15 protein-coding genes are annotated in these 12256 nt (G+C 63.4%); all 15 read left to right on the forward strand.

Annotated features, from left to right (window positions below):
• The first annotated feature begins 72 nt into the window (after nt 1-72).
• On the forward strand, nt 73-2463 hold the full coding sequence (locus QOL82_RS04495) for a bifunctional salicylyl-CoA 5-hydroxylase/oxidoreductase (RefSeq protein ID WP_283441050.1): 2391 nt from the start codon (nt 73-75) through the stop codon (nt 2461-2463).
• Between the two features lie 2 nt (nt 2464-2465).
• Nucleotides 2466-3248, forward strand: coding sequence for an SDR family NAD(P)-dependent oxidoreductase (locus QOL82_RS04500; protein ID WP_283441051.1), 783 nt, complete (start codon nt 2466-2468; stop codon nt 3246-3248).
• Nucleotides 3245-3799 (forward strand): MarR family winged helix-turn-helix transcriptional regulator, encoded by a 555-nt coding sequence (locus tag QOL82_RS04505; protein ID WP_283441052.1) that lies wholly within the window; start codon nt 3245-3247, stop codon nt 3797-3799. The genes QOL82_RS04500 and QOL82_RS04505 overlap by 4 nt, the downstream gene beginning before the upstream one ends.
• A 96-nt stretch (nt 3800-3895) precedes the next feature.
• Nucleotides 3896-4750 carry an enoyl-CoA hydratase family protein gene (locus QOL82_RS04510; protein ID WP_283441053.1) on the forward strand — a complete coding sequence of 285 codons (855 nt, stop codon included), beginning with the start codon at nt 3896-3898 and terminating at the stop codon, nt 4748-4750.
• 9 nt (nt 4751-4759) lie between these two features.
• A complete protein-coding gene (locus QOL82_RS04515) occupies nt 4760-5935 on the forward strand; it encodes an acyl-CoA dehydrogenase family protein (RefSeq protein ID WP_283441054.1) in 1176 nt (391 codons plus the stop codon).
• 1 nt (nt 5936) lies between these two features.
• Nucleotides 5937-6392, forward strand: coding sequence for an acyl-CoA thioesterase (locus QOL82_RS04520; RefSeq protein ID WP_283441055.1), 456 nt, complete (start codon nt 5937-5939; stop codon nt 6390-6392).
• Between the two features lie 60 nt (nt 6393-6452).
• A complete protein-coding gene (locus tag QOL82_RS04525; protein ID WP_283441056.1) occupies nt 6453-6845 on the forward strand; it encodes a RidA family protein in 393 nt (130 codons plus the stop codon).
• A gap of 59 nt (nt 6846-6904) precedes the next feature.
• Nucleotides 6905-7123 carry a hypothetical protein gene (locus tag QOL82_RS04530; protein WP_283441057.1) on the forward strand — a complete coding sequence of 73 codons (219 nt, stop codon included), beginning with the start codon at nt 6905-6907 and terminating at the stop codon, nt 7121-7123.
• 172 nt (nt 7124-7295) lie between these two features.
• Nucleotides 7296-7595 (forward strand): hypothetical protein, encoded by a 300-nt coding sequence (locus QOL82_RS04535; protein ID WP_283441058.1) that lies wholly within the window; start codon nt 7296-7298, stop codon nt 7593-7595.
• 131 nt (nt 7596-7726) lie between these two features.
• Nucleotides 7727-7930, forward strand: a complete 204-nt coding sequence (locus QOL82_RS04540; RefSeq protein WP_283441059.1) for a hypothetical protein — start codon at nt 7727-7729, stop codon at nt 7928-7930.
• A gap of 134 nt (nt 7931-8064) precedes the next feature.
• Nucleotides 8065-8559, forward strand: a complete 495-nt coding sequence (locus QOL82_RS04545) for a helix-turn-helix domain-containing protein (protein WP_283441060.1) — start codon at nt 8065-8067, stop codon at nt 8557-8559.
• A gap of 66 nt (nt 8560-8625) precedes the next feature.
• Complete coding sequence (locus QOL82_RS29185; RefSeq protein ID WP_346772281.1) at nt 8626-9480, forward strand: nucleotidyl transferase AbiEii/AbiGii toxin family protein; 855 nt, start codon at nt 8626-8628, stop codon at nt 9478-9480.
• 80 nt (nt 9481-9560) lie between these two features.
• Complete coding sequence (locus QOL82_RS04555) at nt 9561-10412, forward strand: DUF1294 domain-containing protein (protein WP_283441061.1); 852 nt, start codon at nt 9561-9563, stop codon at nt 10410-10412.
• A gap of 183 nt (nt 10413-10595) precedes the next feature.
• On the forward strand, nt 10596-11558 hold the full coding sequence (locus QOL82_RS04560) for a Bug family tripartite tricarboxylate transporter substrate binding protein (protein WP_283441062.1): 963 nt from the start codon (nt 10596-10598) through the stop codon (nt 11556-11558).
• Between the two features lie 348 nt (nt 11559-11906).
• On the forward strand, nt 11907-12053 hold the full coding sequence (locus QOL82_RS04565) for a ribosome modulation factor (RefSeq protein ID WP_283441063.1): 147 nt from the start codon (nt 11907-11909) through the stop codon (nt 12051-12053).
• Nucleotides 12054-12256 lie beyond the last annotated feature (203 nt).

Genomic DNA, 12256 nt, shown 5'->3' on the forward strand with positions numbered 1-12256 from the left:
CATGCTGTGACTACCTGCTGCTGCGTGATGAACACCGCGACCGCAGGCCAGGTCGACTTTTAAGGAACGATGATGAACATAGTCTGTATCGGCGGCGGCCCCGCCGGCCTGTATTTCGCGCTGCTGATGAAGAAGCAGGACCCGGCCAATGAAATCACGGTGATCGAGCGCAACCGGCCGTACGACACCTTCGGCTGGGGCGTGGTGTTTTCCGACCAGACGCTGGGCAACCTCGTCAATGCGGACGAGCCGACGGCAAAGGAGATCCTGCAGTCGTTCAACCACTGGGATGACATCGACGTCCATTTCAAGGGGCGCACGGTGACCTCGGGCGGCCACGGCTTCTGCGGCATCGGGCGCAAGCGCCTGCTCAACATCCTGCAGCATCGCTGCGAGGCGCTGGGCGTGAAGCTGGTGTTCGAGACCGACGTCGCCGACGACCAGGACATCGCAAGGGCCTATGGCGCCGACCTGGTCATTGCCTGCGACGGCCTGAACAGCCGCATCCGCACGCGCTATGCGGCGACCTACCGGCCCGACATCGAGACCCGCAAGTGCCGCTTCGTCTGGCTGGGCACCAAGAAACTGTTCCCGGCTTTCACGTTCGCGTTCGAGGAAACCGAGCACGGCTGGTTCCAGGCGCATGCATACCAGTACGACGGCGACACCTCCACCTTCATCGTCGAGACGCCCGAGGAAGTCTGGCTGAAGGCCGGCCTCGACAGGATGAGCCAGGAAGAAGCGATCGCCTTCTGCGAGAAGCTGTTCGCCGTGCAGCTCGACGGCAACCGGCTGATCAGCAATGCGTCGCACCTGCGCGGCTCGGCGATATGGACCCGCTTCCCGCGCATCATCTGCGACAACTGGGTGCAGTGGAACGAGATCGACGGCAGGCGCATCCCGGTGGTGCTGATGGGCGACGCCGCGCACTCCGCGCATTTCTCGATCGGCTCCGGCACCAAGCTCGCGCTGGAAGACGCGATCGAACTGGCGCGCTGCTTCGAGAAGCACGGGGCCGGCGGCATCGAGCAGGTCATTGCGGCCTACCAGGAAGTGCGCTCGGTCGAAGTGCTGAAGATCCAGAGCGCCGCGCGCAACTCGATGGAATGGTTCGAGAATGTCGACCGCTACACGCAGATGGAAGCCGAGCAGTTCGCCTACTCGATGCTGACCCGCAGCCAGCGCCTGTCGCATGAGAACCTGCGCGTGCGCGACGCCGGCTACGTCGAAGGCTACGAGCGCTGGATTGCGCAGCATGCGTCCGACGCCGCCGCGCTGCCGGCCAAGGCGCGCCACAGCATTCCGCCGATGCTGACCCCGTACAGGCTGCGCGGCACGGTCCTGAAGAACCGCATCGTCGTCTCGCCGATGGCGCAGTATTCGGCGGTCGACGGCGTGGCCGGCGACTACCACCTGGTCCACCTCGGCAGCCGCGCGATGGGCGGCGCCGGCCTGGTGTTCGCGGAGATGACCTGCGTCTCGGCGGACGCCCGCATCACGCCGGGCTGTCCCGGCATGTATGCGCCGGAGCACACCGCCGCATGGAAGCGCATCGTCGACTTCGTGCATGCGAACACGGACGCGAAGATCGCGATCCAGCTCGGCCATGCCGGCCCGAAAGGCTCGACCCGCTGCGCATGGGACGGCATCGACCTGCCGCTCGACGACGGCAACTGGCCGCTGGTCGCGGCGTCGCCGCAGCAGTACATCGAGGGCGTGTCGCAGCTGGCGCGCGAGGCGACCGCGGAGGACATGGACCGGATCGAACGGGATTTCGTGCGCGCCACGGTCGAGGCGGCCAAGGCCGGCTTCGACTGGCTGGAGCTGCACTGCGCGCATGGCTACCTGCTGTCGACCTTCATCTCGCCGCTGACGAACAGGCGCACCGACGACTACGGCGGCTCGCTGGAAAACCGCTGCCGCTATCCGCTGCGCGTCTTCCGGGCGATGCGCGCCGTGTGGCCGCAGGACAAGCCGATCAGCGTGCGGATCTCGGCGCACGACTGGGTCGAGGGCGGCATCACGCCGGATGACGCGGTGGCGATTGCGCGGCTGTTCAAGGCGGCGGGCGCGGACATGATCGACTGTTCCTCCGGCCAGGTCAGCAAGCAGGAAAAGCCCGTCTACGGCCGCATGTTCCAGACGCCGTTCGCCGACCGGGTCCGCAACGAGGCACGCATACCGACCATCGCGGTCGGCTCGATCTTCGAGGCCGACCATGCGAACAGCATCATCGCCGCCGGCCGCGCCGACCTGTGCGCCGTGGCGCGCCCCCACCTCGCCAACCCGGCGTGGACGCTAAACGAGGCCGCGCGCATCGGGTATCGCGACATGGAATGGCCGAAGCAGTACACCGCCGGCAAGAGCCAGCTGGAACGCAACCTGGAGCGCGAGAAGCAGATGGCCGCCGCCAGCGGCGGCCTGACGCCGGCGCAGATCGCCGCCAGGCTGCTGGAGGGATGAACATGCTGCATAGCGAAGCACTGGCGGGCAAGCATGCATTCGTCACCGGCGGCGGCCGCGGCATTGGCGCGTCGGTCGCGCGGGCGCTGCTGCTGCACGGCGCGCGGGTGACCGTGAGCGGGCGCAATGCCGACGCGCTGGAAAGGACCGCGGCCGAGCTGGCCGGGCTGGGCGAGATCGGCCATGTCATCGTCGATGTCGGGTCGGCCTCATCGGTGGCGGGCGCATTCGGCAATGCGCGCTCGCGCTTCGGCGCGGTCGACATGCTGGTCAACAATGCCGGGCAGGCGCAGTCCGCGCCGTTTGCCGCAACCGACGAAGCGCTGTGGCAGCAGATGCTGGCGGTCAACCTGACCGGCGCCTTCCATTGCACGCAGGCCGCGCTGCCGGACATGCTGGCATCCGGCTGGGGCCGCATCGTCAACGTGGTCAGCACCGCCGGCCTGACCGGCTACAAGTACGTATCGGCCTACTGCGCGGCCAAGCACGGCGTCATCGGCCTCACGCGTTCGCTGGCGCTGGAGCTTGCGACGAAAGGCATCACGGTCAATGCGGTCTGCCCCGGCTATACCGAGACCGACATCGTCAGGGAAGCGATTGCCAACATCGTCGCCAAGACCGGCCGCAGCGAAGCCGCGGCCCTCGCCGACCTGACCGCCGGCAATCCGCAGAAGCGGCTGGTGCAGCCCGAGGAAGTGGCGAACGCGGTCGCCTGGCTATGCCTGCCCGGCTCGGACGCGATGAACGGGCAGGCGCTGGCGGTCGCAGGCGGAGAGATACTATGAGCACCCCGAAGAATGCACGCAAGCCGGCGGCGAAGACGGCGCGCGCCGCGCCCGTCGAACCGGCGCAGGTCATCGACCTGGAAAGCCGGCTGACGCATGACCATCACCAGCCATTGAAGCTGTGGCTGCGCATGCTGTCATGCACCGTGCGCATCGAGACCGAGATACGGTCCCGCCTGCGCAATGAGTTCGGCATCACCCTGCCCCGCTTCGACCTGATGGCGCAGCTGGAGCGGCATCCCGAGGGGCTGCGCATGGGCGAGCTGTCCAAGCGCATGATGGTCACCGGCGGCAATGTCACCGGCATCGCCGAGCAGCTGGTCCAGGAAAAACTGGTCGAGCGCGTGTCCGACATGAACGACCGGCGCGCCTACAGCGTGAAGCTGACCGCCGCGGGCCGCAGCGCATTCGAGCGGATGGCGGCGGCGCACGAGGAATGGATCACCGAGCTGATGGGCGGCGTGTCGTCGCAGGGCCAGCGCAAGCTGATCGAACTGCTGTCGCAGGTGAAGCGGCACCTGAACGAGCCGCCCACGGAAAGCGGCGAGTGATGGCCGCACTGCGTGGCCGCAGGATGCGCGGCCGGCGTCCCGCCGAATGAATTCGTACGCCCCTACCCGATATCAACGAACACAAGGATGCACACCATGCGTTACCTACCCGGAGAGCCGGCGCAAGGCTTCAACAACCAGAGCCGCATCGCCGGCTACCAGGCCCGCAACTTCCTGTTCGCCGCCGCCGACGGCGTCGCCACCATCACGCTGAACCGCCCCGAGCGCAAGAACCCGCTGACCTTCGATTCCTATGCCGAGCTGCGCGAGCTGTTCCGGGCGATGGCCTATGCGGAGGACGTGCATGCGATCGTCATTGCCGGCGCCGGCGACAACTTCTGTTCCGGCGGCGACGTGCATGAAATCATCGGCCCGCTGACCAGGCTGGACATGCCCGGCCTGCTGGCCTTCACGCGGATGACCGGCGATGTCGTCAAGGCGATGCGGGCCTGCCCGCAGCCCATCGTCGCGGCCATCGACGGCGTCTGCGCGGGCGCCGGCGCGATCCTGGCGATGGCGTCCGACATCCGCATGGGAACGGCGCGCAGCAAGACTGCCTTCCTGTTCACGCGGGTCGGCCTTGCCGGCTGCGACATGGGCGCCTGCGCGCTGCTGCCGCGCCTGATCGGACAGGGCCGCGCATCCGAACTGCTGTATTCCGGCAGGTCGCTCGGCGGCGAGGAAGGCGAGCGCTGGGGCTTCTTCAACCGGCTGTGCGCGCCGGACGAGCTGCTGGCGCAGGCGCAGGCGTTCGCGGCTGACCTCGCCGGCGGCCCGACCTTCGCCCACGGCATGACCAAGAAGATGCTGCAGCAGGAATGGAACATGGGCGTCGACGAAGCCATCGAGGCGGAAGCGCAGGCGCAGGCCATCTGCATGATGACCAATGACTTTCACCGCGCGTACCACGCGTTCGTGGCAAAACAGAAGCCGGATTTCGAAGGCAATTGAGGAAGCGACATGGCAGATAAAAGTTACCTGGACTGGCCCTTTTTCGAGCCGCGCCACCGCGCGCTGGCCGAGTCGCTCGATGCATGGGCGGCGGAGCACGTGGCCGACCGGCACGGTCCCGACGTCGACGCGCTGTGCCGCGGCCTGGTGCGCGACCTCGGCCAGGCAGGCTGGCTGCGCCATGCGATCGGCGGCACGGCCTACGGCGGCGCGAGCGACGCGATCGACACCCGGGCGATCTGCCTGATCCGCGAGACGCTGGCGCGGCACAACGCGCTGGCCGACTTCGCCTTCGCGATGCAGGGGCTGGGCTCGGGCGCGATCACGCTGTTCGGCAGCGAAGCGCACAAGCGGACCTACCTGGCCCGCGTGGCCAAGGGCGCAGCGATCTCGGCCTTCGCGTTGTCGGAACCGGAGGCCGGCTCCGACGTCGCCGCGATGGAATGCGCGGCGACCCTGGACGGCGACCATTACGTGCTCACTGGCGAGAAGACCTGGATCTCGAACGGCGGCATCGCCGACATCTACGTGCTGTTCGCGCGCACCGGCGAAGCGCCCGGCGCGCGCGGCATCTCGGCCTTCATCGTCGAGGCCGGCACGCCCGGTTTCGACATCGCAGAGCGCATCAACGTGATCGCGCCGCATCCGCTTGCGCGGCTGAAGTTCACCGGCTGCCGCATCCCCGCGGCCAACCTGCTCGGCGAGGCCGGACAGGGCTTCAAGGTGGCGATGGCGACGCTGGACATTTTCCGGACATCGGTCGCGGCGGCCGCGCTGGGCATGGCCCGCCGGGCGCTGGACGAAGCGCTGCAGCGCGCCACCACGCGCAGGATGTTCGGCAAGACCCTGGCCGACTTCCAGCTGACGCAGGCCAAGCTCGCGGAGATGGCGACCGGCGTCGACGCCGCAGCGCTGCTGACCTACCGCGCCGCGTGGCAGCGCGACCAGGGCCAGCGCGTGACCAAGGAAGCCGCGATGGCGAAGCTGGCAGCGACCGAGACCGCGCAGCAGGTGATCGACGCGGCCGTGCAGATGTTCGGCGGCCTCGGCGTGGTCAGCGAGCAGCCGGTCGAGCGCCTGTACCGGGAGATCCGCTCGCTTCGCATCTACGAGGGCGCGACCGAAGTGCAGCAGATGATCATCGGCCGCGAACTGCTGCGCGAGACATCGGCGGCGACGGCCTGACATGGGCGACGGCATCGACGGCATCGACGCCAGCCAGGCAGCCGGCAAGCAGGCGTTCGCGACCGACGTGACGGTGCGCTTCGGCGACTGCGACCCGGCGGGCATCGTGTTCTACCCGCGCTACTTCGAGATGTTCAACAACCTGGTCGAGGACTGGTGCGCGCAGGGCCTGGGCGCGAGCTTCCGCGAACTGCACCTGGAACGCGGCCTGGGACTTCCGACCGTGCATGTCGAGACATCCTTCATCGCGCCCAGCGAACTGGGCGAGGTGCTGCGGGCCGAACTGCGCGTGCAGAAGCTTGGCGGCGCATCGGTCACGGTGTCGATCAGGCTGGCCGGGCTGGCGGGAGAAGACCGGGTGCGCGCCAGCCTGGCGCTGGTGATGATGGATCTGAAGGAGCGCCGCGCGGTGCGCATACCCGAGCCGCTGCGCTCGCGCATCGCGGCGTTTGCGTAGCCTGGCGCGGCTTGCGTGGCTTGCGCGGATAGAACGAACTGAACAGGGAAGGAAGACATCATGGATTTTCTACAACCACCCGGCTGGCCGCGCGCCAGGGGCTATTCGAACGGCATCGCTGCCAGCGGCCGCACGGTCTTCGTCAGCGGGATGATAGGCTGGGACGCCGACGGCCGATTCCAGACCGACGACTTCGCCGGGCAGGTACGGCAGGCGCTGCGCAATATCGTCGCGGTGCTGGCGGAAGCGGACGCGAAGCCGGAACACATCGTGCGCATGACCTGGTACGTGGTGGACAAGCGGGAGTATGTGGCCGCCTACCCGGAGATCGGGGAAGCCTACCGCGAGATCATCGGGCGGCATTACCCGACGATGACGGCGGTGCAGGTGGTGGCGCTGATCGAGGACCGGGCGCGGGTGGAGATCGAAGTGACGGCGGTCGTGCCGGAATAGACGGCTGCGCCGGCATCTCCAGTCCCGCTACTACCGCGGAAATCCGGCCGAGCGCAGGCTTGCCTGATAAAGCGCACCTGCTTTCCGCCACGATCGGCGGCCCATGCCAGTGTCCGGTGATTCCATACATGCTCGATCCGGTTTCATGGCAAACCGGACAATTTTCCCGCCTTTCCGATAGCGCTTTTACAAGCAAAATCCCGCTGCGTCTTGCCCGTGCCGACACCTGCTTAATCGGCCTGGCAATCTATCTGGCGCCGCCATACAGGTCCTTCTGACAAGTCGGCCCAAAATCCCCTAAAAATAGATTTTCTGACACTGAAAACGCGCTGTTTTAGCCTTATACACGTCGTTTTCCGATCTTTGGCACGGGTTGGCACGGGCCATGCAATAAGCCCCGGGAGCGCAATGCAAGGCTCATCAACCAACCCAAACCTATCAGGAGATACCATGAAAATCCAGCAATTGATCGTCACCGTTGCCGTCTTCGCCGCAACCGCTTCCGCCCATGCCCAGCAGACCGAGTTCGTCGCGCCCGACGCCGGCGTCAAGCTGACCATGACCCGCGCCGAAGTGCGCCAGGAAATGTTGAGTGCCTATCGCAAACACGCGCTGGTGCAGCAGCAGCACACCGGCCAGGACCCCGTCTATGCCAAGGGCCAGCGCAGCCGCGCGGAAGTGCGCGCTGAAGCAGCCGAATCGGCCCGGCAATACCGTGCGGGCGATGTGACCAGCCCCTACTTCGGCTGAGCCAGCCCTGCCGGCGCGACCCCGGTTCCGCGACGGCATGGACGCGGTGCGTACCCGCTACGCGCCGCGTCAGGCCGGGTGACGAGACCCATCGGCACCCGGACGCCTTATTCCGAGCATGAAAGAACAAGATGAAACGACGCGACAGTTTTCAGCGCAAGGCCTACGCGATCCACCGCATGAGTTCGGCCGCGCAGCGCTACATGCGCGCGACGTCGCCCGCCGACAGGGAGAAAGCCCGCGCATGGATGGACAGGTGGCGCGCGGCAAGCGGCCTGCGCCAGTTCAGGCTGGGAAATGGCGGCGGACGGGTAAAGGGAGGCGGCGCGGGTTGACCGGGCGGCTGACTTAAAGATCCTGTCCTTCACTTATTTCCAACCTCCCGGCCAGTTAAACCCCGGTTCAAACCCTTATTGCGTTCCAAGCATACGCTGTACAATATTTTGTACAGCCACCGTGCGAGAACGTGATGATGACCATCCATGAAATCGGCAAGGAAATACGGACCCGTCGAGAGGCGCTTGGGCTCAGCCAGACGCGCCTCGCCAGGCTTGCCGACCTCTCGCGGCAGACCGTGCAGCGGCTCGAAGCGGGAACGATCAAGGACTTGAGCTTCCAGCGCCTGACCAGGCTGATGAGTGTGATCGGGCTGAATCTCGATACACCGTCCCTCGCGGCCAGGCAGCGCAAGAACGGGTTGTGGATGGCGGCGAAAACGTCGAGCGTCAGCTACCGGCGGGAAATGAGCAGCGAAGAACTTGAGCACGCGCTTTTCAGCGGCACCGTGCCCACCGGCTTGCAGTCCAACCTGCTGCATTTCCTGGATGAAGCGCCCTTGCCCGTCGTCGTCATGGCCGTGGAAGAAACCGCGCAACAGGAAAAAGTGGCTCCGGCCACCATATGGACGAATGTCGGCAAGCTGGGAAAACAGCTTGGCGCAATCCGTCGCGAGTTATGGGCATGAGCCAGCCGCCGGTATTGCCGGACGGCGCCTGGCAATCGCTTCTTCAGAGCGCACTGGGGCTCGTCAATGAAATCCGCAGGCACGGCGGCCGCGCCGATCCGTTTTTTTACCTTCGGTGGCGGCACCGTCCTGATGCTGCGTCATCAGCATCGGCTGAGCAAGGACATCGACCTCTTCGTCCCGGACCCGCAAAGCCTCGCCTATGTGACGCCCCGTCTGAGCGATGTCGCCGACGCCTTGTGCCAGTCGCAATACGTGGAAGCAGCGCTCTATGTGAAGCTCCAGCTTGAGACCGGGGAAATTGATTTTGTTGCAGCGCCTAATCTGCTACCCGAAGAAAACGCATTTGAACGCTGGGACCTGTTCGGCGAAAGCGTGCGCGTTGAAACAGCGGCAGAGATCGTCGCAAAAAAAATGTTCCATCGAGGAGATAAGGCGACGGCGCGCGACCTTTTCGACCTGGCGCTTGTTATTGAGCGCGAACCCGGTGCAATGGCGCTCGCACAACCATTTTTCTTCCGCCATGCGGATAAGGTCATCGAACATCTCCGGACGCCGAGCGCGCGATTCATTGCGCAGTTTCGGGATATTCATACACTTGGATATCAGCCGAGTTTTGAGCACGCTGCGGATAAGGTATCAGCCTATTTTCTGGGACTCAAAGCGGCGCTGGAGACGTCGCGGCTGGATGCTATCGCATTTGCAGAATGCAATAGCTACGTTGTCGAGGCTGCTGATGTCGGCCACGGCAATTATGTCGGCAAGGTGATTATGGAAACGGCTCATCACATTGTTCAGCATGTGGGGCGAGGCTGTGTGACGTTACATGAAAGGCATCAATTGCCGCAGCCCAGGCAGCAGCGGGTTAATGATGCACCGGTTCATTTTCATTTTCATTATCGGGATGGTTTTGCCCAGTGATTAGGCTGCAGTACGTGGATGCGAACTCGGCCAGTTTTGTTTCTTTTAGGAAAGAAAGAGTTTAGCCAAAGGTTTCGGCCGTGTCTACTTCAAAGCTGTTATGGAGCTTTCAGGAATTGTTTCGGGTATATTGGCTCCCCTTATCAGGGGCGACCGGCAATATAGATTGCTCGTTTCGTTTTGCTGGCAGGATGATCGCCTATGTGATTCGGAAACCCGATATCGATGCCGATCTGATGGCATTAGCGCAGGCATGGAAGACGCTACTCATTGCAGGTCGCCGCTGCTCGTTTCCCTCTGAAGAATCAAAACCGCGAACAATGGATAGTCTGAAAAATCCCCGTTATCAGGGAAGGATAAGCGTCTGGAAGGACGATCAGGGATTCGGCTTCATCACGCCGAATGGCGGAGGCCCGAATGTTTTTGTGCATATAAAATCATTTGCGCGCCAGGGCGTTCGCCCTGCGGGCAATGAGATCGTCACCTATCACCTTGCGATCAACGAGAAAGGCCAGCCACGGGCCGAGAATGTCGCCTACGTTCGCAATCGGGATGCGCTGCAGCCATCTGGCCGCTCAGGCATGAGTTCGCTGATCGCGGCTGTCGTCTTTCTGGGATTCGTTACCACCTGCACGCTTACTGGCAAATTACCCGTCCTGGTCTCTGGTCTTTACCTTGTAATGAGCGTCGTCGCATTCATTGCTTATGCGCTGGACAAGTCTGCCGCCCGGAATAATCGATGGCGGACAAAGGAAAGCACATTGCATGCGCTTGGTTTTGCCGGAGGCTGGCCGGGGGCCTTGTTTGCCCAGCAAATCTTCCGGCACAAGTATAAGAAGCAGGCTTTCCAGCAGGTGTTCTGGTTTACGGTCATTGCCAATTGCGTCGCGCTCGGGTGGCTTCTTTCATCATCTGGGTTTGATGCGCGTTAGATCCTGCTTTGTTCGCCGTAGGCTGCGTCATGCTGATTGATGAATGCCCGGTACTTGACAATGCATATATTCTGCGCCACCTTGCTTATGTGAAAGGCGTCGTCATGAATATTTGTCGACAAGCATAACCATAAAGACAGACGGCGCTTTCCTACACATTTCAAACAATAGACGGAGACAACCATGTTTAAACCTGCCCTGCTGCTGCTTGCCGGCCTGGGATTCTGCGCGGCATCGTCCGCGCAGACCTGGCCGGACCGCCCTGTAACCTTCATCGTGCCCTTTCCCGCCGGCGGGGGCACTGACACGTTTGCCCGCCCCCTGGCGGCTCAACTGACCAAGCAGCTGGGCAAGACCGTCATCATTGACAACCGCGGCGGCGCCGGCGGCACGCTGGGCGCGGGCCTGGCCGCCAAGGCCGCGCCGGACGGCTATACCTTCTTCATCGGCGCAGCGCACCATGCCATTGCGCCAGCCATCTATTCCAAGCTGGACTACAACATCAAGACGGACTTCATTCCGATCACCATGATTGCCACACCGCCCCAGGTGATCGTGGTCAACCCGCAGCGCGTAACGGCGCCGGACCTGAAGGCCTTCATCGCCTACGCGAAGGAAAATCCCGGCAAGATCAATTTCGGCTCGGCCGGCAACGGCACTTCGCATCACCTGGCGGGAGAACTGTTCAAGATTCAGACCAAGACCAATCTGAGCCACGTGCCCTACCGCGGCGCCGGGCCGGCGCTTCAGGACCTGATGGGCGGACAGATCGACATGATGTTCGACGGCCTGGGCTCTTCGTCGGGCCATATCAAGAACGGCAAGCTCAAGGCGCTTGCGGTGGCGTCGAACAAGCGCGCGCCGGGCTTTCCGGACGTCCCGACCGCGGCCGAAGCCGGCGTGCCGGGTTATGAAGTGTCGACCTGGTATGGCATGTGGGCGGTCAAGGGCACGCCGCCGGCGATCGTCGAGCGGATGGCGGCGGAAGTGAAAAAGGCGCTGGCCAGCCCGGAGATCCAGAACCGCTGGAACGACGCCGGGTCTGACGTGCCGCAGATGTCGCAGCAGGAATTCGCCGCCAAAGTCGATTCCGAGATCGAGCGCTGGGGTTCGGTGGTCAAGTCCGCCAACGTGAAGCTGGAGTGACGGCGCATTCCATGCAATGCCAGAGGAATAGTGACGTGCTGAGATAAAGCGCGAATGCCTGGAATTGCCTGAAGAGGACAGCAAAAAGTTGTTGGAGGTGCCTGGCGCCGACGGCGCGCCAGGCGTATCAGCACAGCAGGGATAAGGCAAAGCGAAGAATTAACTGCTGACAAATTGTTTGAACAGCTACCTGCGCCATATTTCCTGAAAAATTACAAGGTTAGGCAAGGAAGCAGAAGATACTGGCGCAATGCTTGTCAATGGGTCTGAAGAATTGACTGGCCTGATCAAGGGTCATGTTTCTGGAATTGATATTTTCGCAGTGAACGTTTAATTATGGGAATCAAGATGTCTATTACCAAAGCATTTGTAGAAGGCCAGGAAGCGGCAGAATTGGGCAAGAGTAAAACCGAGTGCCCGTATGAGACCGATAGCCAGGAAGGCAAGGATTGGCATGAGGGTTTCGATGACAGGAACGACACCAACGATATGTAGGCAAATTCCGCTGTTGAGCAGTCGTTGCCGGCATGGGCCCGCTGCGCCATCGATCCGTCATGGCGGTTAATTGCACTGCGCGTGGCCAGGCAGTCGACACGCAAGCGAGCCTCCTGGTTTTCAATCCGATAACCCGGCCGCCGGTCAATCCCGATCCTGACCGCCGTGCCGGCTCCGCTTGATCTGGAAGCCGGTTTTCAAAA

Origin of the sequence: Noviherbaspirillum suwonense (genome assembly GCF_900182955.1) — a bacterium.
In the GTDB taxonomy this organism is placed as follows: Bacteria; Pseudomonadota; Gammaproteobacteria; order Burkholderiales; family Burkholderiaceae_D; genus Noviherbaspirillum_A; species Noviherbaspirillum_A suwonense.